Origin of the sequence: Agaribacterium sp. ZY112, assembly GCF_041346925.1 — a bacterium.
GTDB lineage: Bacteria > Pseudomonadota > Gammaproteobacteria > Pseudomonadales > Cellvibrionaceae > Agaribacterium.
In genome coordinates this window covers 4,088,614-4,109,612 of the sequence record NZ_CP166840.1, presented here as the reverse complement: position 1 = coordinate 4,109,612, position 20,999 = coordinate 4,088,614, and the positions used below count along the sequence as shown (strand labels likewise).

The window sequence follows — 20,999 nt, the reverse complement described above, 5'->3', positions numbered from 1 at the left end:
AAAGAGCGAGAGAAAATAGGCTACCAAAGTGAGTTTATCTAGTGCTTAACTTCTTAGGGGTAGCCTGAATCGGCCAAGGTTTAATAGGGCTTACCTTAAAGTAAGCCCTATTTATTATCACACTATGATCTGGAGTGACTATTTTCTAGGTTTGTGTGCTTGTCGTTATCTTGATCATCGTCAGCTAGGCCAAGTTTGTCGAGTAAGCGCAGCCAAAGGTTTTGGATTCGATAGCCTATACGGTAGCCCGCTAAATAGGCGCAGGGCACCATAAATAAAGTAACAAACGATGAGAATAAAACACCAAAGGCCAAAGACAGTACCATCGGGATTAAGAACTGTGATTGGGTACTGGTTTCAAACATAATGGGCACTAGGCCTACAAAGGTTGTTAGTGAGGTTAAGACAATAGGGCGAAAGCGATTAGTGCCTGCATGCAAGGCGGCATCAAAGGCATCCATACCTCGCTCACGTAATTGATTTATACGCTCCATTAAAACTAAATTGTCGTTAACCACAACTCCGGCACAGGCAAGAAAACCAAAAAAGGACATCATGCTGATGTTGTGGCCAATAAGTAGGTGGCCAAAGATCGAACCCATAAAGCCAAAGGGTACGGCAAGAACCACTAAAAAGGGCTCGAATATCGACTTATAAGCAATCGCAAATAACGCGTAAGCCACAATAAAGGCCAGTAGAAAATTGCTTTGAAAGGTTGCACCAAATTCGGCTTGGGCACGGGTATTACCATCAGCACCTAGGTCTAGCCCTGGGAATTGCTGTTGCCATTGCGCATCGTATTCAGCCTTCATTGTATCGACAATGTCAGTGGCGTCATAACCTTCTGCAACATCGGCTGTAATTGTGATATTGCGTACACGGTCAGTGCGGCGAATGGTACTGGCGCTGGGTACAAGGTGGATTTCTGCCACGGCTTCCAGTGGGATCTCAGTACCTCCATTCACTCGTATGCGCATATCATCTAGAGTATCTAAGCTTCGGCGTTGCTCTTTAGGTAGACGCAGCATGACTCGAACATCTTCTTTTGCCCGAGGGATGCGCTGTATTTCTTCACCAAAAAAAGCTTGGCGAATTTGTAGAGCAATATCTTGAGTGGTAATGCCCAATGTCTGAGCATAATCTTTTGTGCGTATTTCGATTTCCGTGCGGCCAGAGTCTAAGTTACTGCGTACATTCTCAACTCCCTCGTAGGCGCTTAGTGTTTTTACAACACCTTGCACAGCTTGCATCTGGTCACGTAAATAGGGTGAATCCATACTTAAATTGAGCTGGATATCCGGTGCGCCACCGCCAAAAGAAGAAATTAACGAAAAGCTTTGTGCTTCTGGAATGGGACCTATCAGCTCTTTAAGTTTATTTCGTACTTCGTCAGAAGGCACATTGCGCAGTTCTGAGGGGGTAAGACCGATAAAGAAGTGAATATTATGATCCCATAAATTGCTGCTAGAGATGCGTACAAAGGGCTTACCTTCATTCTTGGCGAGCAGGCCTTCATCATTTCTTAAGGTTTCTATTTGCTCACGAATATGTTCGGCGGTATCAAGGGTGTATTGATATGGCGAGCCTTCTGGGTATTTTACATTGAGTAATAGAAAAGGCTGTTCTGGTTGAGGAAAAAATGAGGTCTTTACCCAGCCTGCCAGTAACATCGAGACTGAGATCGCAAAGATCATTACAAAAGCCAAGACGGTACTGCCTTTGTTTTTTAGGCTTAGCTCTAATAGATTTTTGTAGGTGCCTGTAGAAAAAGATTCCATCGCTCCTGAAAACTTTTCTCTGGTTTTTTCCAGTAGCTTGAAGGCTTTAATTTTGCTTGGCTTTTCCGGTTTCATATGTGCCAAGTGAGCCGGAAGAATAAACAAAGATTCAACCAATGAGAATAACAAGCAAAAGGTCACAACATAGAAAATAGAAATGGTGAAGGGCAGGGCCTCTTTAGGAACATCGAGCATGGGTAAAAAGAAGATGATGGTGCTCGCTACCGCTAAAACAACGGGTGACAATACATTTTTAGTGCCTTGTATGGCAGAGTCAGTCCCTTTTAGGCCGTGATGCTGTTTAGTGTAAATGCTTTCCCCCACAATAATGGCATCATCAACAACGATACCTAGCACCATTAAAAAGGCGAACATCGACAACATATTGATGCTGACGTCGATATACGGCAACAGCCATAGGGCCCCAGAAAAAGCAGTGACGATACCAACAACAACCCACATGGCAAGTTTGGGTCTTAAGAACAGCATCAAAATAAGGAATACCAAGATCAGGCCGCTTATTGCGTTGTCTTTTAGCAATTTGGCGCGGCTGTCGAAGAGTTCTTTAAAGGCTAGGCTTTGTTCTATCTTTAGGCCTTCGGGTAATTCTTTGGCAAGGTCCTTAATAAACTGTTCAGCATTGGCATGGCCTTCAAACAGCTTGGGATCATCACTAATGCGTACAACAAAGTTCAGGCCAAAGTCTTCTTCAAAATAAAACTCGGCATCAATTTCGGCCAAGCCATCTTTAATGGTCGCAATATCACCTAAAAGTAATTGTGTGCCATCGCTATAACTGCGCACAACAATGTTATAGAAGTCGTCACCGTTGTATGCTTGTGCACGGGTTTGAATTTGTATGTCGCCATGTTCACTGCGAATGTTACCTGCAGGCACATTGAGCGATGATGATCGTACAGCTTGGGCTATTTCACTAAAGGTGAGCTTGTATTTTCTTAACGTGGCTTCGGAGACTTCGAGTGCTACTTCATCAGGAATAAGCCCCTGAACATCTACCTGCGAAATACCTTCGAGCATAGGTAGTTCATCACGAACCTTATAAGCGATCTTTTTGTACTCTTGAGCTGAAGCTTTACCGTGAATATTGAAAAAGAAAAATTCGTTACGTACAAACACCTCGCTGATAACCGGCCTTTCAGCGTTGGGCGGGAAGGTGTTAATCGCATCGACTCGGGTTTTGACATTGTTGAGTACTTCGCTCATGTCATAACCATCGATCACTTCAACCGTGACTCTACCGCTACTTTGACGTGATTCAGAAGTGATTTTGAAAATACCTGGAATACCGGCTATTGCTTCTTCAATACGAATAACAATTTGCTGTTCGACTTCACTTGGCGAGGCGCCTAGGTATGCCATATTCACATTAACGAACTGCGGTTCAGCAGTGGGAAAAACCTGTTTCTTGATATTCCCCCAGCCTATATACCCGCCAATTAAAAGGGTGAGCATGAGGATGTTGGCGGCAATGGGGTTTTTAGCAAACCAAGTGACTATCGCGTTCATGACTCACTACCTACGCCGTTCTCGACTTCGGTTTGGGCGTTAATAATGGTTTCTGAATCCGTTGCTGCGCCATCATCAGCAATACTGCTTTCTTGTAATATGGGTTCTATTTCAAGGCCTGGGCTAACCACTGCGTGTTTTTCTATTAATACACGTTCATCTGGGCTTAGATTTGAATGAAGCCAGACTTTACCGTCTTTTTTGTTGAGTACGGTAACGGGCGTTAATTCAATTTCATTATTCTCATTTAGGGTGTAAAGGTGCTTGCGATTAACTAAACTCTCTTTCGGTAGCACTAAGACATTATCGAGCTGCTTGCCGGCAATTCTCGCTTCTACAAATAATCCGGGTAATAGAGGCGCACTGTGCTTATCTGAAAACGGTTCTTCAACTTCTGCAATAGCAAAATACATACGCGTGCGTACATCTACAGAGGCCTCTGTGCGTTTAATGTGGCCTAGCCATTGATGTTCTTTGCCTGCAATAACGCCGCTAAGTACGACTTCGGGGGCGGAACTAAATTGGCTGCTGGAAATAGGAAGATCTAATAAGGCCATTTGTCGATCAGACAAGGGCAGGCGCACTTCAACCGTCGCTGTATCGTAAACGCTCGCGATTTTGGTGCCGATGCTAATAAACTGCCCTACGTTGACTAAGGTATCTTTAATTCGAGCGTTAAAAGGCAGGCGTATTTGTGTGCGCTCAATATTGAGCTCGGCAATACTTAACTCGGCCTTGGCTGAAGCAAGCTGGGCTTCAGCTTCAGCTAATTGAGGTTTACGTAAAAACAGGTTGTTGGCGTCTTCTTTACCTAAGTCTCGCCACTCATTTTTTGCCTGACGAGAGCGACCACGCTCTTCAGCCAAGGAGCGCTCACTTTGCTTCACGCGTGAGCGCGCACTGATCAACGCGGCTTGATGATCTCTGTCATCTATTTGAATCAGCAGTTCACCTTGTTCAACAAACATGCCATCAACAAAGTGCGGGGTGACAGCGACGATTTTCCCTGAGACTTGCGCAACAATGTCTATCTCTCGCTTAGCTGTCACCGAGCCTTGAGTTTCCACCGATAAAGTAGCTGTTTGTGTCTGGGCAAGTTGGACTTCTGCTTTAAGCTTGGGGGCTTCAGCAAGCTGGTCGGGGTCGGCTTTAGGCTCTTCTTTGGTCGCCATGATTAAAAAGGTTAAAGTCAGACCGCCTAATAGAATGCCTACAGGCAGCAATAGTTGCTTGTTCATCTCACAGCTTCCCTTCTGGTGCATCAGAATCGCCAGTTCATTCTGACAATTAGAGTATTTTTATCAGGTGGGATTCTAAGACGAATAGCCAGAGATACCCAGCCCCTTTTTGTAACAAAGTTTTTACAAAGCTTTGTTTGCGGTCAGATACTCAAGGATTGATTTATAAGCAAGGAGGGGCGTAAAGCCTGAGTCATGCTAAAACTAGTCACGGCCTTTCATTCCTTAAACGATGGACCTACCCGCTGACGAATGGTCGCGCTTGTACACGCTGCCTGTGGTTTGAGTGAGGGGCGGTTTAAAAGTTTTCCGGTACCATGCGGCAAGGGTAGTTCGTTTCTTTGTACTGGCCTACTTTACGTTTAGGCAAGCTTACCTCTTCCTGTGGCAGCTCTTCATAAGGGATGTGCTCAAGCAGGTGTTTGATGATGTTTAGGCGAGCCTGTTTTTTATTGTCGGAATTAGCCACAAACCAAGGCGCCCAAGAGGTGTCACTGGCTTTGAACATCGCATCGCGAGCGCGGCTGTAGTCATCCCAGCGGTCAAAAGACTGTAAGTCCATCGGTGATAGTTTCCAGGTCTTACGGCCATCATCAATCCGATCGCGTAAGCGACGTTCTTGTTCGTCGGGGCTGACTTCGAGCCAGTATTTAAGCAAAATAATGCCCGACTTAGTTACACTGCGCTCAAATTGGGGCACGGAATCTAAAAAGCTTTCACTCTCTTCTTCGCTACAGAAGCCCATTACCCGCTCAACCCCTGCACGGTTGTACCAGCTCCTATCAAAGATAACGACTTCTCCTGCTGCAGGGAAGTGTTTGATATAGCGCTGCATATACATTTGGCTTTTTTCACGCTCATTCGGCGCAGGTAGTGCAACGACGCGAAACACTCGCGGGCTGACTCGCTCGGTAAGTGCTTTAATGGTGCCGCCTTTACCTGCGCCATCTCTGCCCTCAAATACGATAATGACTTTGAGGCCTTTATGCTTCACCCACTGTTGAAGTTTAACGAGCTCAATATGCAGTCTGTGCAAGGCTTTGTTGTAGTCGCTAGTAGAGAGTGACTTAGCTTTACTTTTAGATGGCGCCCTTGTTTTTTTCTTACGCTCGCTCATAACAGCTTCCTTGGCCAAGGCTTAGGTGTTTGATATTTACATAGATGAGCGAGTGAGTAAATGCATGATGGCGGGTGTTAATTCCTTAATGGGTGCCCTTTAACTTTCTGTTGATGCTCTCATCTTTTTAACCGTGCAATATTGGCTTTTAAATGCGCTAGAGCTGCAAAAACGATCGACTTGCTCGTGTGTTACAAGGGCATTGTAGTTGTACTTGGGATCTTGCCAGCCGTATTGCATACAAACGGTATTGGCAGCGATATCTTGGCTGACTAAGGCTTGGGCTTGAACTGAGCCTAGAGCAGTTTCAATAAGTAGGCTATCGCCAGAGTTTATGCTTAAACTACGTGCTAAATCACAGTGCAGTTCGGCAATGGGTTTATTGGCGCTTTTATTTAAGCTGGCTATTTGTTTATGTTGGCTGTGGCAGTGGGCGCTATGCTTGGCTGAGCTTAGTGAAATGGGGTAGCGCGTTGTTTTCTCATGCGGTGTTAAGTCAAAGCGTGGGCAGGCAGTATTGGCGGCCTTAAACAAGGCTTCACTGTAAAGCTCGATTTTTCCGGTTGCAGTTGCAAAGCCCTGATCTTTGTAGCTTTGATAATGGCTGTGTAGTTGTCGGTTAATGCCTTGAGGTTTGGCTCTTAAGTCATACAAGCTCAAACCGGTTGTTTCAAGGTGAGCATCTATTGCCTGTTCAATATCGCCATTAAAAAAGTCGTGTTTAAGGCCGAGTGCTTTTGCCAAAGCAAAAACAATGGCTGTATCGGATTTGGACTCTCCTTGCGGCGGTACCAGCTGTGGTCGAAGCTGAATATGGGATTCCGATTGTTGGTCTGTTTGAAAACCAACACTTAAGCCCTCTCGCTCCCATGCGCTGCAGGCCGGCAAGATGAGGTCGGCGTGTTTTGCACTGTCATTGAGAAACAAATCAATATGTACGTAGTACTCCAGAGCTGAGAGCAAGGCCTTGGTGCGACCTAAATCTGCTTTGGTGGCAATCGGGTTACCACCAAAGGCGATGAGGGCGCGAGTACGGTAGGGTTTGGCTGTTAATACACTTTGGTATAAATCATTAGAATTAACCCAGCCTTTATCCGCAGGTGTTGCTAAGCCCTGGGCTTTCATCTTTGGCTGTTGGCCTAGAGCTTTGCTTAATTGCTCTTTACCTAATAAATTAAAACCCATTAGGTCTTTGGTTTTGGCCTTGCTGAAATAAACGTTGCCCCCTTTTTTATCTATACACCCCTTAAGGCTGTAGAGGCAGGCGAGTGCTCGCGTGGTTTGTGTGGCGTTCTGATGTTGGGCTGTGCCTGTCCAGCTAAAATAGCTGAGCTTTTGGCTGCGTCCTATTAATTGGGCGAGCTCTCTGATCTGCGATTCGCTTAAACCGCTTGCAAGGCTGACTTGCTCAAGAGTAAAGCGGCGGCACTCTTCGTAGTAGTGCGAAAATGCGGGGCGACAAAAGACTCTTTGGCCGTCCTTCATTGTCAGTGTGAACTCACCAAACAGAGCCAGAGACTTAGCGTTATTGTGGAGGTTTTTGTTATCGCTGCTGTTATTGCTGTGATGAACTAAGCAGTCTTTCTCTTCATCCCATGCGAGATAATCTTGTTGTTCAGATTGGCTATTACTGCTGGAGATTGGGGCTTGATCTGGGCTTAGTTGCTGGGCGCGAAGAAATTCACCGTTGTCCTCTCTCACTAAGAAACAGCCATTTGTCCAGCATTTTACAAAGTCGCTATCGAAGCTGTTTTGCTCAATCAGCTCTGCGGCTAAGGTATTGGCTAAAAGGCCGTCGCTGCCTGGTTTTAAGTCTAACCAAAGGTCGGCCGTTTTAGCGAGACCCGCTTTGCGGGGGTCGATAACCACCAAGTTTGCCCCGCGCTTTTGAGCCTGTTTAATCAGGCTGGCTTGCGCTATCCAATTCGACGCCGGGTTAAAGCCCCAAAGCAAAATGCAGTCGCTATTGCTGTAGTCAGGCATACCAAGACCTTTGCCGTGGGTATAGCTCAGCGAAAAGTCTTTATGCCAATTGCAGTTTTCTGTGGCAAAGAGTTTGTTGGGCGAACCAAAACTATGGGCAAGGCGGTGTATCCACATAAAGCTATCGGATATCGCTGTAGCACTGGGGGTTGTGATGCCCCAACAGACGGCCTCAGGGCCTGACTCTGTTTTGATGCTTTGCAGTTTTTCTTGGATCTCTGTCAGTGCTTGCTGCCACGAGATGGTTTGCCACTGTGGCTCAGCGGCATCTTTGCTATTGATACGCTTAAGTGGTTTGAGCAAACGCTCAGGATGATAAACCAGCTCCGGGGCGGCTTTACCTTTAAGGCAAAAAGCTTGGCCTGTAGGGTGAGTCGGGTCTTTATTTACTTTGATTAAGCGACCATCGTCGACGGTAGCAATACAGCCGCATTTTGAGATGCAAAGCGCGCAATAACTGTGGATCTGTTTGGGCATGGCTGTTTTTTAGAGCAAAGCTTGTTAGGCTAGAGCCTATGTGGGTTTCAGTGCTCTTATTGTCGCTCTTTGGGGCGTTAAGCGCTTGACCTTAAGCAAGCTGTATAGCTTTTAGGCCTTATTGTTGTTTTACATTAAGTCTATTGTCGTGGCTTTGAAAGCTTGAAAGTGCGTCTTGAAGTAAGATTGTTAGCGGGGGCTTAAATAGCACCCTGTCTTTAAGCCATTTAAAATGGCTGCCTAAGAAATACCTAAGCGACTTACATTCGCCAAATCCTAAGGAGTAATTATGTATAAGAAGCTGTTGTTGAGTTTAGTATTCAGCATCGCCAGTGTTAGCGCTCTTGCTGAAACTGTTTGGATTGATGTTCGCAGTGCAGGGGAGTTCAATAGTGGTCATATCGAAGGCGCTTTAAATATTGTGTATAGCGATATTGTCGCTGGTGTTCGAGAGCAGGGTATCGATAAAGATGACCAGATTATGCTCTATTGTCGCAGCGGCCGCCGCTCAGGCATTGCTACGGATGCTTTACTGCAAGCAGGCTGGACTGGCGCAGTCAATCGTGGAGGCTATGCAGCCCTGATTGAAGCAGGGTATAAGAGCGTACTCGTCGACCCTCAGTAAGTTTGGTTTTATATTCTATTGAAAAACGAGCCTTGTATTGCTCATTTCTTATGTTGTTTGTTTACAGGGAAGAATCATGCTGAGTCATACTCGCAGCCGAGGCACCTTTGTCGCCTTTACTTTTTTATTGTGTTTTTTATCTACCTCTTCTTGTTTTGCTGAGGGTGCGAAGGCTAGTGCAAAAGGCGGAAATAGCGATGTTGATAAGGCCGCGACTCTAGAGCAGCCTAAAGAGTTAAGTGACGCTGAGCTAGAAAAGCAAAAAGCAGAGCTCGAAAAACAAAAGGTAGAAGAAGCAAAACAGCAGTCTTATCGCGATTATTACAAGGCTATTCATGTCCAGTTAAAGAAGATTGATGCGCTTAATGCGCGGATGAAGAACGAAAGCGGCCTTGCCAAAGAGTTGAGTCGTGTGCGTTTATTGCGTGTTAATAAAAATCTCTCTACGCAAGTAACGGCTTGGTTAAACAAAGTGCCAAAGGAGCAGCGAGCGCAGTTTCGAGTTGAACTCGATGGCGATGAATTGGTGAGCTTTAGTGCCCGTGTTTTGGGGCAAGCGTTAAAAGAACGTAATCGCTTGATCTTCGAAGAAGTCCGTCAGCATAAAGATGGCTTAGATCCGGCTAAACAAGCTGTTGCGGATGCGACGGTGCAGCAGCTGTGGGTCGACTTAGATAATAATCAGCAACACTACCTTCAGGCTTTGAACCTAACCGAGCAATTTACTATTGATGTCGATGATCAGAGGGAAGGGTTTAAGCGGGATTTAAATGAGCAAGCTGAAACCTTATCTGCGGGCCTAAGTTTGTCGCTTGATAAAAGCCAAGCACTTGGCATGAGCTTAGCTGTTGTTGCAGATGATAAAGACATTGGCCGCGATCGAGCTATTATCGATAACCGAATTACCATGTTTTCAAAGCAGTTGACGGCCATTATCAATCTATTGAATGAAATGGGCATTGATACAAGCTACTACGATCAGCAAATTATTCTTGCTACGGGGCAAGTCAGCTCGGATATTCTTGATGCCAAAGTGGCTGTTGGTATCGTCGATAGAATGCTTGATAGTGCTTGGCAAAGCCTTGCCAGTAATGCTCCTGTTGTATTCTTTAAGTGTTTAATTGTATTGGTTATTATTTTTGTTGCTTACAAGCTCTCGCGTTTGGTTCGAAAGCTAATGACCAAAGCGATGAACTCTTCTCGTGTACCCCTGTCATCGTTACTGCAGCGTATGATTATTTCCAGCGCAGCTAACCTTATTGTCTTTATGGGCTTATTAATTGCTCTGTCTCAGGTTGGCGTATCACTGGGGCCTGTCTTAGCTGGTCTGGGGGTTGCCGGTTTTATTATTGGCTTTGCGCTTCAGGATTCTATGTCTAACTTCGCGTCGGGGATTTTGATCTTACTGTATAGACCCTTTGATAAAGGCGATGTGATTGAAGCGGGTGGTGTACTGGGTGTTGTGAAAAAAATGAGTTTGGTTAATACCACGATACATTCGCTGGATAATCAAACCTTTATCATTCCTAATAACACCATTTGGCAGGGAACCATAAAAAACCTGACGGAGCAGCGTATTCGTCGAGTTGATATGGTTTTTGGTATTTCCTACAGTGATGATATCGCTAAAACTGAAAAGATCTTAAATGAAATCTTAGAGGCAGATGAGCGTGTGCTGAGCGAACCGGAAGCCTTTGTTCGAGTACATGAACTTGGCGATTCGTCGGTTAATTTTGTGGTTAGGCCTTGGGTGAAAACAGAAGACTATTGGGAGGTGCACTGGGCGGTCACTCGAGCTGTTAAAATGCGCTTTGATGAGCAGGGTATTACGATTCCGTTTCCACAAATGGACGTGCATCACCACGGTGTTAATGCCTTGCCTGTGGCCGCTAAGCCTCCTGTAAATACTGGACCTGAATCATAAAGCCTTTAATAGCGGATGATTGAGCGCCTTGGCACCTTTTACTTCTTTTGGCTTGCTATGGTTAATAGGCTAAACGTGAACAGGTTCTGCTATGAGTGAAGTGCTACTAACAAAATGTGACTACTGGGTTAGGGTCGAATATGGCGGTGATAACACTTTTCCAGCCCTTGTTGGTCTTTTTGATAAGTTGAGCCATTTCTGTGAAGCGCACCGCTGTTATTCCGTACTTGGCCTTAGTCGCAGTACGGCCCCTCTGAGCTCTTCAATGGCTTTTAAAATTGATGGTATTTTTAGGCACTTTAAAATAGATGAGCGCTATCACTTTGCTTGGGTTGAATATAGGGAGTCTTCAATGGGCAGTATTCGTTATGCTGCTGAATATTTGAAAGGTAAGGGGGTGTGCTGTGAGGTGTTTACAGATGAACGCTGTGCTGGTGTGTGGCTAAAGCAGCAATTACAGTCTTAGCCGTTTCTGCTCGTCAATCCTAGGATTCTTTATGCTTTATCAAGGTGGTTGCCATTGTGGTGCTGTGCGTTTTGAAATTGAAGCGCCAGATTGTGTTGAAGTGGAAGACTGTAATTGCTCCATCTGCAAAAAGACGGGCTTTTTACATTTAATCTTACCCAAGACTAAATTTAAGCTTTTACAAGGTGAGCAAGATCTAAGTCTTTATGGCTTTAATTCCGGTGTGGCTAAACACTATTTCTGTAAGCACTGTGGGGTAAAATCTTTTTATATTCCACGCTCCAACCCCGATGGGGTGGATGTTAATCTTCGCTGTCTAGATCAGGCGCCAGAGATGGTAAGTATTCAGCGTTTTGATGGTGAAAATTGGGAGGCTAATGCGGCGTCACTGGCTCACAAATCAAAACTGAGTTAGTTTGTTATTTAAAAGTTAGCCTCAGAATAATGCCACGTCTTTTAGGGATTCTCGTGCTAACACAATGCTAAAAGATACATGATGAATGTGTTTTATCTTGATTGGCTGCGGTGCTGCTATGATTCATCTTATTACTTTAGCTTTCCTCTGTTTTTCTATCTCTCAATATCCTAATTCTTTGACGCTTTCGTTTTTTATTGATTTTTACCTGCGACACTTGTCACACAAAGTTCTTGATCTTGTGCGACGTTTGTCGCACTATGTCGTCCTTACTGTAAATGGAAGACACTTATGGCCCAGCCCACTTCGCCAGAATTGGCTTTGTTAAAAAGCTTGTGGAAGTCTCAACCTCAAACTGCTCGAGCCTTGCATGAGGCTGTTGGTGAGCCGCTTCAGTGGAGTTATTCCACTACACGTAAAGTGCTAGAGCGCATGGGTGATAAAGGCTTGGTAAGCATAGCCCGCGATGGCAATAAAAAAATCTACATTGCAAAAGTAGAGAAGCTCAAAACACTAGCCGCTTATGCTCGCGATTTTGCCTCTCGAGTACTAGAACTCGAGAGCCCAATGCCCGCCGCTTTATTTGGTGCTAGCCAATTGGTTGATGAAGACGAATTAGCTGAGCTGGAAAGTTTATTGCAGCAAAAGCCGGAGGCTGAAGATGAATGAAGTTGCTGCAGCTTTATTGGCAAGTTTGGGTTTAAGTTGCCTTTTTTATGCTTTATTACGTTACAGTTCTTTTCGATTTGATGAGTCCAGAGCGTTAATACTGTCACTTATCTGTTTAAGTTTACTGCCACTGTTACCTCTGGCTTTATTTTCTGAAGAGCTGCAGCATGCTCTTGATCTCAGTTGGTGGCAGGCCGCTTTGCACGAGAGTCATGCGGCCGAAACTGGGGCTTACGTCAGCTCTAACTCTGTACAAACAACAAGTACTTGGTATTTATATTTAGAAAAAGCTAAGGCGACAGTGGCCTTTTGGTTGAGCACATTTTTAGAAAAAAGTGCTATGCCTATGGTTATTACGGCTTTGATTCTGGCTCTTTGGGGGCTGGGGCGCTTTGTTTATAGTCACTTAAGCATGCAAGCTTGGTTGAGATCGTTACCTTTAGCAGATAAACAGTTGTTTTTAGAAAAACAAAAGCAGCTTCTAAGAAAGCATAAAGTGTGTGTATTGCAAAGTAATAAAGCCACTGCGCCTTTTGTCTATGGTCGAAGCCAAGCTAAGTTGGTGCTTCCAAATTTTATTTATAAGTTAAGTCGAGAGCAGCAGCTACTACTTATCGATCATGAGCTTGTGCATATTCAGCGTAAAGACCATCAGCAGCTTTGGTACTTACGACTGCTTGTTTCTCTGCTTAGTTACAACCCAATACTGCGTTTATTTGAGCGAGCCTTTATGGAGGCGATAGAACTTAGCTGTGATCGGGGCGTATTGAACCGACACCAACAGAAGCAACATACTTACTCTTTAGCACTATTAGAGTGTTTGAAATTGAGTTCTGAGCCTCTACACAGAGCGGTTTATGCCGGGTTTTCTGATCGTAAACGGGGGCGAGCGTTTAATAAGAAACGTTTTTTACATATTAATGATGCGCCTCGACATGGCCATAAACTTGGGCGGATAGTATTTGTTATTACGGCCTTGTCTATGTCTCTATTTGCCAATATCGGTTTAGCTTCCAATACAACGGCACTGCCTAACCTACAAGCTTGGCAGCCTCCGATTAAGAAGCAGCCCATACAAGCATATAGGGTTAGCTCTCAATTTGGTGTCAAACAAAAAATCAGAAATGCTAAACCACATCGAGGCATTGATCTAGCAGCTAAGACCGGTACTGCGATAGTGAGTGCTAATGCAGGCATTGTACGTATTGCTGATGATAGTAGCCTGCATAAGAGTCTAGGTTTAGCTGTGTTGGTCGAGCATGAGCAAGGTTTTAGTAGCTTGTATTCACATATGGACAGTATCGCAGTTGATGCTGGGCAGCTGGTTTTGGCGGGTGAGCAGCTTGGCACGGTCGGCAGTAGCGGAAAAAGTACAGGACCTCATTTACATTTTGAGCTTCGTCGTGGCGAACAGGCTCTTGATCCCAACACTTATATTGATTTTTAACACCCTGTCTTTGTGTTTTTTAATAGTTATTAACACTATAAAAGGAGTGTCCTGTCTTGAACTTTATTCGTTTAGTTTTAAGTAAAACTTACGTTGTTGGTCTATTACTGACTTCAAACATATATGCAAAAGACCACAATCTTGGTCAAAGCAGCATTATTCACACTCAGACCCTAGAGCTTGCATCTACTCAAGGTAAGCATGTCTATAGCCTGCATATTCACCTGCCAAAAGACTATAACTACAGTAAGAGCGATTATCCTATTGTTATCCTAAGTGATGCAGATTTCTCCTTTCCTTTAATCAGTGGTGTTTCTACATTAATGGGGGCTCGAGATACCCTGCCTTTTATTGCTGTTGCCATCTCTTATTCTAAGGGAGATTCAGCACAACTTAGCCGCACTCGTGATTACACACCTACTTATGCTCCTAATGAGCGAGGTGCTCACTCATTAGAGGCGCAAAAGTATTCGGGCCAAGCATCGGCCTATATGGATTATATTGAAAAAGATGTGCTGCCTTATTTACTTAAACACTATCGAATTGATTTGACGAATAAGATCTATGCAGGGCACTCTTTTGGCGGCCTACTAGGCTTGAGTATTCTATTTGAACGGCCTGAGTTGTTTGATCAATATATTATTGGCAGCCCTTCTTTGTGGTATGACAACGCTGCTATTTTTAATCTGGAAAAAAATTACGCAAAAAACAATAAAGATTTAGCTGCAAATGTCCTTATGTATATAGGCGCTAATGAGAATAAAAACCGGCATAAGAACATGGTTGATGATGTATATAAACTGCACAGTACATTGCTTGCTAGAGCATATCCAAGTTTAGAACTGCAGAGCTTTGAATTGCAGGGCGCCTCGCATTTTAGCGCTTTTCCGTTTTTGCTTGTTGATGCCTTACCTCGGGTTTTAAAGAAAGCCAGAAAGGCTTCTATTGAAACACTTGCAGTTAAAGAGATTCACTAGTGGCTAAGACGGTTATTTTATTATTTTACTTATTATTGACGCCGCTGTTTACTCACTTGTTACAAGCGGCCGAACAAAAAACTGGGCTACAGTTGGCTCAAGAGCCAGTGCAAGAGGCGAGAAAAACACCCAATGTGATTTTGATCATGGCCGATTATATGGGCTATGCCGATATTGAGCCCTATGGTGCTAAAGATATTCAAACGCCATCACTGAACCGTTTAGAGCGAGAAAGTTTGTTATTTGAGGGGCACCACACTTCTGCTCCTATGTGCATTCCCGCTCGGCTATCCTTTTCTGAACTTGGCCTATAACAGTGGTGTACCCCCCGTATCAATCGCCAGACTTAAGTAAAGGCAGTGGCATACAGATTGGGATATGCACGAAGCTAGTCGTAAAGGTTATGCGGCGATGGTGGAAGTGCCTAGTTGATGATCACAATCAGTTTTTATTTGATATCAATAAGGATTTAGGGGAGAGGCATAACCTCTTTGCTTTATATCCTCAACGAGCTAAAAAAATGAAACAACTGCTTGAAAAAAGGGATCTGTAAATGAACTCGCTGTTTAAAGCCTCGAGCCTGTTATTCGATCAGACTAGCAACCGCTCACTATGTTTGGGATTCTTAACGCTGTTCTTTCTGCATCTTAATAAGGTGGATGCGGGTGAAATTGCATTGACCTTTGATGATGCGCCAAAGCCCGATAGCACGTTAATGACGGGGCAAGAACGAACCGACTTATTGATTAACAACTTAGCTTCGGTAGGTGTTAATGAGGTTTGGTTTTTAGTGACAACTCAAAATATAAATGAACAAAGCAGGGGGCGGCTTAAGCGCTATAGTGATGCTGGGCATAAGCTTGCTAATCACAGCCATAGCCATCGTTCTGCTAATAAGACCGCGGTGTCTACATTTTTAGACGATGTACAACACGCTAAAAGCATCTTAAGTGACTTTGATTCTGTTCAGCCTTTTTTTCGGTTTCCTTTTTTACACTACGGTAACGATGCCGAGTCTATTACTGCTTTGCAGAGTGGTTTGCAAGCGATGGGCTACCAAAATGCTTATGTCACTGTAGATAACTATGACTGGTATATCGATTCGTTGTTAAATAAAGCCAAGGAACAGGGGCGGCAGATAGATTGGCAGGCAGCAGAGCGGTTATATGTTGACGTGCTTTGGCAGGCTATTCGGTTTTATGACAAGCTTGCTATCGATACACTCGGTCGCTCACCTAGGCATGTTTTGTTGTTGCACGAAAATGATAGTGCAGCTCTCTTTATTCCTGCTCTAGTTAAACGTATAGAGGCCGAAGGTTGGCAAATTATTTCGCCAACAAAAGCCTATCAAGACCCAATAGCAGACTCTGGCTTGGTGACCCACCTTCCCAGTGTGCTGTTTCATAAGCAGGGGCGTGTGGCAGCCTTAGCTCGTGAAGCAGGCCGTTCAATTGATGAGCTTAGAGCGGGCAATGAAAACATGGAAGCGCTGAATGCTTTGTTCGATAAATACAGGGTACTCAAGCCTTCGGTATCAATGATAACCTCGTCCGAAGCTATTAATGTTGTAGATAAACCTTAGGTTGGGAATGTAGAAAGTGATGAATAAATACGTATTGTTGTTTCGTGCTATTAATGTTGGCGGCAAGAATCTGATGCCAATGAAAGAGCTTAAGGACTTGTTAGAGTCTATGGATTATCAATCTGTGGCTAGTTATATTCAAAGTGGGAATGTTGTTTTTCAGGCACAAAAGAAACCTAAGCTGGATGAGTTAAAGCTCAAGCTAGAACAGCACTTTGGTTTTAGTCCGCAGCTGATCTTGTTGAGTGAGGCTGAATTCAATGCTGTTGCAGAGGCTAACCCTTATCAACAGTGTGAGCCCAAAACCGCACACATTTATTTTTGTAAAGATCGACCTAAGCTAGATGAAGAGAACTTAGAGTCTGTAAAAAAAGAGAGCGAGGCCTATACCGTGGGCGAGAAAGCCTTTTATTTGCATGCTCCTGAAGGCATTGGTCGCTCTAAACTGGTTGCCAATATCGACAAGCTACTTGCTGTTGCTGCAACGGGGCGCAATTTGAACACCGTGCTAAAGTTACAGGCTTTATGTACTAAGGGTTGAGTAGAATCCAGTCTTCTACAGCCGTTGGTGAGACTCCCAAGAAGTCTTCAATGTCTTGTTCTTCTCTTAATATCATTAAACCTTTGTTTAATGCCTTGGTTAAATTGTCGGCGTAGGGTTTTTGGGCGTTAACTAAAAAATGACGGCTGCCAGGTAGCGCCACTTTAATACCTTGAACAGGCAGTACGGGCACGCCCTCGACATTGGTTTCTAGGTTCTCTTGTTCTGCGAACTTATAAAGGGTGTAGTCAGCTCGCCCAGCTAAAAGCATTTCATGAGCTCGGTTGTGTTGCGCCGTATAAACGATGTTGTCGGTAATACTTTTTAGAGCCTGTTTGTCGTGATGCCAAAACTCAACCGTAATCGCCCGGTAGTTCTTGTAGTCTTGTTCTGGTGTTTCGCTTGCTAGTATCGGATGGCCTTTGAGTGCATAAAGCCCTTTTACAAAGCGCCCCTCACGAACAACAGCATCGCTGATATAGACAAGTTCGGGGTTGCTATCACTTAACCAAGCACTTTCGCTTAGTAGGTCGACCTTACCTTCTTCAACCATACGAATGGCGCGTGCATGGCTTGGCGGGGCAATAAACTTAAAACGGGTGTCTATACCAGCAGCTTTTAACGCTCGGCATGCGATCAGGCTCTCATAAAAGCCTCGAGTTAAATCATGTTGCTCGGGTAACTTATAGCGATCACAGCTTTGCTTGCCAACTTGTTCGGCCCAGATCTCAGGCATTCCTCGAGCAGCAACGACTAACTCTTTAGGAATGTCTGCATTATTGCTTTGAGCTTGGCTCGCAAGTGCAGCGAAGCTAAAAAACGCCTTAAATAGAAAAAGCGATAGAAAAAAAGATGGGACTCTTGTTGTCATTTTAATCAGTGTGACTATCGGTTTATTGGCATCCATTATAGTGCATGCCTTATTTATCAGTATATGCAATGGCCGCAAGCTTCTTGCTTTACGTAGCTTAAGATCACAAAAAACAATAAAACACAGCGCAGTTAATCACTGTGTTGCTGCGATCTGCTTAAGGAATTGTTTATGAAACGTCGATTTCTAATACTTACATCTATTATTGCAGCCGCTTTGTTTGTGAGCGCATGTGGAGGCACGGCGCAAAAGGAGGAAGCTCCTGCTGCCGACATGGGTTCCAGCCCAGAGTCACAATTCAGTCCAACTCCCGATCACTCGCCTTCTCTTGATCCCAGTCCTGCGCCTAGCTCTGAACTTAGGCGTGAGCCCAGATCTTCTGTATCAGAAGCTGTTAATGTGGTGTTTATTGGAGGCTCCATTACGGAAGGCGCCGCCGCAACGCCGCTTGACCAAGCGTGGTCTTACCTCGTTGCAGATTGGCTAGAACAGTATTATCAACAGGGCATCAATTCACGAAATATCGCTGTCAGTGGTACGAACTCGCAATACGCTACCTTTCGTGTTGAGCGTGACTTAGTTGGCTTTATTCCTGATCTGGTGTTTATTGAATTTGCAGTGAATGATCCTATGGATAGGGTCTTTGTGGTCAAGCATATGGATGCCTTAGTTTATAAATTACGGGCCATAAACCCCGACGTTGTGCTGGTTTCGGTTGCTACAACCGCTAGCTGGTTTGGCGCTTCTGTGCGCAATGGTCAAGAGCCCTATAATGTTGAGTTCTCTCGTGAGGCAGCCGAGCAAAACAACCTTATTTACATTGATGTAGGTTCCGCCCTTTGGCAGCAGGTACTTTCAGAGTCGCTAGCGATCACAAGCTATCTTCCAGATGGTGTGCACCCTAATAATCAAGGCCATAGGCTCTATGCTGACGCGGTCATTTCGGCTTTAGAGCCCCAGCTTATTGGTGCGAAGGGTTTGGGGCAGACAACGACGACGTTGATGGCATCGGGTCTAGAGCATGCAACTATTCAGGCCGCTTCAACGGTCAGTGACCATAGCTGTGTTCATCAAACTATCGGACTTGTGTGCGAGCTTGGTCAGAGCTTTCAGTTTGACTTTAGCGGTTCAGTTATTGGTTTGGAGTTGATGAAGATCAGCGATGGCGGGCAAATGACATGCTCGGTGGATGACGGAGGGCAGACGCGGGTTGCCTTTTGGGATCGCTTTGCTCAAAGCTATGATCGCCTTGCTGCGACCATGCTGTTTGATGAACTTGCCGAAGGTCAGCACCGTTTAAGTTGCCAAGTTAATTCGACCGTATTACGAGAAGGCTCAGCCGAATCTTCCGGTCATAAAGCGGTCATAGTCGGTTTGATGGTGGCTGAGTAAGTTGTTGGCTGTTTTACCACCCAATAGCACTGTACAAATACGCCTACAGGCTTATCATGGCGCCCTAATACTGCTTGCGCCTTAAGCTATGTGTACACATCTGCCCTGTTGTGTTTTTGGTCTAAGCTCATAGTCCTTATATGGCTATGGTCTTATTTATAGCGATGGTATAAATCGTTCTTGGTAGAGCAGCCCTCTTATTATTTATCGGATTATCCATGAAAAAGACTTATTCTTTAGTCCACCCTAAGATCAAAGCTGCGCGTATCGTTGATAGCATTAAGCACGATATTAAAAAATTTCAAAGTAATGCTCGTAAACAAGATTTGCCTTCAGGTGCTAGCTACTGGTCATTTGATTGTAAGTTTGGTTATAGCGAAGAGGCCGCTGCGGCCGTACACCCCGGTGAGCTAAAAAAATGCATTGATGAAGCAGCCTCTGCCAATTCTGAAGCTATTTATATTGAAGTCGTGAGTAAGCCGGTATTTGCCAATCAGGAGGACGAGCAGTACTAAGAAGGCTAGCTAGTCGTTCTCTCTGTCCAATATGTGTAGTTATAGCTTAAAGTCTGCAAGCTTCTGAGTTAGAGCTTTACGCTGATACCAGTCGTTAAAAACGAGCTCTAAGCCGTTTATGCGTATACGACCAAAATGGTGATCTCGATAAGAATCGAGTAGGCGTAAGAAGGACTTGGGCTTGCTGATAGGCCTGCGCATACGAATCACGGTGCTGTGATAGGTGTTAATGGTGTAGCGTGAATCAATACTATTTAGCAGCTTAGAGTGCTTGAAGTTTTGACGCAGTAAGCGTCTTACTCTTTCTATTTCATCTCCCAAGGGAAAGCCTTGCAGCATAATGCAAGAAGGCGAGGCTGTAATTCCTCTAAATTCGATATCAAAAGGGGCTACTTGAGTAAGGCAGTCTCGTACTTTTTCGATGTAGCACGCGCTGTTTATTTGCTTTATGTGGAAACCAGCTATACAGCTAATGATCGACATTACTGTGAGGTGTAAATCACTCTCTGGATAGTAATATTGTTCGGGTTCTAGCTGCTGAGCCTGTTTATGAAACTGTAATACTCGCTTGCTAACTTGACTGTTTTTAAGCTTTACGAGGCAGGTGATACCTCGGCGGGAATCGCTACTATCATCAATGTTTGTATCGAGTTCAAATTCATTGGCCTCAAAACCAGAGCGTGCTGTTTGCCAAAGCTCTGAGTATTTATTTTGCAATTGTGTATCGCTAGTACTCATCGTTTATCACTGTCTGTTGCTTTTTTAGTTGAAGCTACCGAACGGGTGGATTTGACCGCTGGTACTGATGCGAAACATTCTTTTGCCAATTTACACAGAGCAGGGTTAGACTTAGTCACGCTCTTACTAACTATCAGGATACAGGATTTGATATGAAAGATACCCACGCGAGATTTAGCCATATCACCATCAGTTTACATTGGTTATTGGCCTTGGGCATGATTGTGATGTTGCCTTTTGGTATCTATATTGAGTCATTGGAGGGAGGCCCTGAGAAGTGGGGCTATATTGCTCAGCATAAAAGCTTTGGTGTATTGATTCTGGCTTTTGCGTTATTGCGTTTTACTTGGCGTATGAAAAATGGCTTTCCTAAAGCCCTTACTGAAGCTAAAGCATGGGAGAAACCACTAGCGAGCTTAACGCATTGGGTTTTATTACTAGGCACCTTGTTTATGCCTATCTCCGGTATTTTGATGTCTATAGGCGGTGGCCATCCTGTTGCACTGTTTGGTTGGGAGCTGATTGCTAGTGGCGACAAGAACGAAACGTTAGGTCAGTTGGGGCATGCTGTCCATGGTTTGGGTAGTAAGGTACTTATTCTGTTTATCCTTTTGCATATCGCGGGCGCTTTTAAACATCAGTTTCTCGATAAAGATGGCACCATTATGCGTATGCTTGGTAAGAAAATAGATATGTAGTTTGGTTTATTGCTTGGGT

General features: G+C 44.5%; 19 protein-coding genes. 13 read left to right on the top strand and 6 right to left on the bottom strand.

Annotation, left to right across the window (positions count from 1 at the left end; translation table 11 throughout):
* Positions 1–122 precede the first annotated feature (122 nt).
* The 4 genes from AB1S55_RS17890 to AB1S55_RS17875 form a co-directional block, all read right to left on the bottom strand.
* A complete protein-coding gene (locus AB1S55_RS17890) occupies positions 123–3,305 on the bottom strand; it encodes an efflux RND transporter permease subunit (RefSeq protein ID WP_370979554.1) in 3,183 nt (1,060 codons plus the stop codon).
* A complete protein-coding gene (locus AB1S55_RS17885; RefSeq protein ID WP_370979553.1) occupies positions 3,302–4,543 on the bottom strand; it encodes an efflux RND transporter periplasmic adaptor subunit in 1,242 nt (413 codons plus the stop codon). The genes AB1S55_RS17890 and AB1S55_RS17885 overlap by 4 nt, the downstream gene beginning before the upstream one ends.
* 298 nt (positions 4,544–4,841) lie before the next feature.
* A complete protein-coding gene (gene ppk2 / locus AB1S55_RS17880) occupies positions 4,842–5,660 on the bottom strand; it encodes a polyphosphate kinase 2 (protein WP_370979551.1) in 819 nt (272 codons plus the stop codon).
* 99 nt (positions 5,661–5,759) lie between these two features.
* Complete coding sequence (locus AB1S55_RS17875; RefSeq protein WP_370979550.1) at positions 5,760–8,120, bottom strand: molybdopterin-dependent oxidoreductase; 2,361 nt, start codon at positions 8,118–8,120, stop codon at positions 5,760–5,762.
* Positions 8,121–8,409: 289 nt separating this feature from the next.
* Here AB1S55_RS17875 and AB1S55_RS17870 point away from each other — a divergent pair, with 289 nt between their 5' ends.
* From AB1S55_RS17870 to AB1S55_RS17825, 10 genes are all read left to right on the top strand, one after another.
* Positions 8,410–8,745: a rhodanese-like domain-containing protein gene (locus tag AB1S55_RS17870; RefSeq protein WP_370979549.1), complete on the top strand. Its 336-nt coding sequence runs from the start codon at positions 8,410–8,412 to the stop codon at positions 8,743–8,745.
* A 76-nt stretch (positions 8,746–8,821) separates the two neighbouring features.
* Entirely contained in the window at positions 8,822–10,669 is a 1,848-nt protein-coding gene (locus AB1S55_RS17865; protein ID WP_370979548.1) for a mechanosensitive ion channel family protein, read from the top strand.
* 91 nt (positions 10,670–10,760) lie between these two features.
* Complete coding sequence (locus AB1S55_RS17860; protein WP_370979547.1) at positions 10,761–11,135, top strand: hypothetical protein; 375 nt, start codon at positions 10,761–10,763, stop codon at positions 11,133–11,135.
* Positions 11,136–11,166: 31 nt separating this feature from the next.
* Positions 11,167–11,550: a GFA family protein gene (locus tag AB1S55_RS17855; RefSeq protein ID WP_370979546.1), complete on the top strand. Its 384-nt coding sequence runs from the start codon at positions 11,167–11,169 to the stop codon at positions 11,548–11,550.
* A gap of 291 nt (positions 11,551–11,841) precedes the next feature.
* Positions 11,842–12,219, top strand: coding sequence for a BlaI/MecI/CopY family transcriptional regulator (locus AB1S55_RS17850; protein WP_370979545.1), 378 nt, complete (start codon positions 11,842–11,844; stop codon positions 12,217–12,219).
* The gene (locus tag AB1S55_RS17845) at positions 12,212–13,666 is read left to right on the top strand and encodes a M23/M56 family metallopeptidase (RefSeq protein WP_370979544.1); all 1,455 of its coding nucleotides are present in this window, start codon (positions 12,212–12,214) and stop codon (positions 13,664–13,666) included. Before AB1S55_RS17850 ends, AB1S55_RS17845 begins: the two co-directional genes overlap by 8 nt.
* 56 nt (positions 13,667–13,722) lie before the next feature.
* Positions 13,723–14,643, top strand: a complete 921-nt coding sequence (locus AB1S55_RS17840) for an alpha/beta hydrolase (protein WP_370979543.1) — start codon at positions 13,723–13,725, stop codon at positions 14,641–14,643.
* Positions 14,643–14,957, top strand: a complete 315-nt coding sequence (locus tag AB1S55_RS17835) for a sulfatase-like hydrolase/transferase (RefSeq protein ID WP_370979542.1) — start codon at positions 14,643–14,645, stop codon at positions 14,955–14,957. The genes AB1S55_RS17840 and AB1S55_RS17835 overlap by 1 nt, the downstream gene beginning before the upstream one ends.
* A gap of 239 nt (positions 14,958–15,196) precedes the next feature.
* Positions 15,197–16,225, top strand: coding sequence for a polysaccharide deacetylase family protein (locus AB1S55_RS17830; RefSeq protein ID WP_370979541.1), 1,029 nt, complete (start codon positions 15,197–15,199; stop codon positions 16,223–16,225).
* A gap of 19 nt (positions 16,226–16,244) precedes the next feature.
* The gene (locus AB1S55_RS17825) at positions 16,245–16,766 is read left to right on the top strand and encodes a DUF1697 domain-containing protein (RefSeq protein ID WP_370979540.1); all 522 of its coding nucleotides are present in this window, start codon (positions 16,245–16,247) and stop codon (positions 16,764–16,766) included.
* On the opposite strand, the gene AB1S55_RS17820 is transcribed toward AB1S55_RS17825, so the two are convergent.
* Positions 16,756–17,673 (bottom strand): hypothetical protein, encoded by a 918-nt coding sequence (locus AB1S55_RS17820; RefSeq protein WP_370979539.1) that lies wholly within the window; start codon positions 17,671–17,673, stop codon positions 16,756–16,758. The genes AB1S55_RS17825 and AB1S55_RS17820 overlap by 11 nt on opposite strands.
* A 135-nt stretch (positions 17,674–17,808) precedes the next feature.
* On the opposite strand from AB1S55_RS17820, the gene AB1S55_RS17815 reads away from it, so the two are divergent.
* Both AB1S55_RS17815 and AB1S55_RS17810 read left to right on the top strand, forming a co-directional pair.
* A complete protein-coding gene (locus AB1S55_RS17815) occupies positions 17,809–19,029 on the top strand; it encodes an SGNH/GDSL hydrolase family protein (protein ID WP_370979538.1) in 1,221 nt (406 codons plus the stop codon).
* 218 nt (positions 19,030–19,247) lie between these two features.
* Positions 19,248–19,544, top strand: coding sequence for a DUF6172 family protein (locus tag AB1S55_RS17810; RefSeq protein ID WP_370979537.1), 297 nt, complete (start codon positions 19,248–19,250; stop codon positions 19,542–19,544).
* Positions 19,545–19,583: 39 nt separating this feature from the next.
* On the opposite strand, the gene AB1S55_RS17805 is transcribed toward AB1S55_RS17810, so the two are convergent.
* Entirely contained in the window at positions 19,584–20,282 is a 699-nt protein-coding gene (locus AB1S55_RS17805; RefSeq protein WP_370979536.1) for a hypothetical protein, read from the bottom strand.
* Between the two features lie 152 nt (positions 20,283–20,434).
* Between AB1S55_RS17805 and AB1S55_RS17800 the strand changes: the two genes are divergently transcribed.
* Positions 20,435–20,980, top strand: coding sequence for a cytochrome b (locus AB1S55_RS17800; RefSeq protein WP_370979535.1), 546 nt, complete (start codon positions 20,435–20,437; stop codon positions 20,978–20,980).
* Positions 20,981–20,999: the final 19 nt, after the last annotated feature.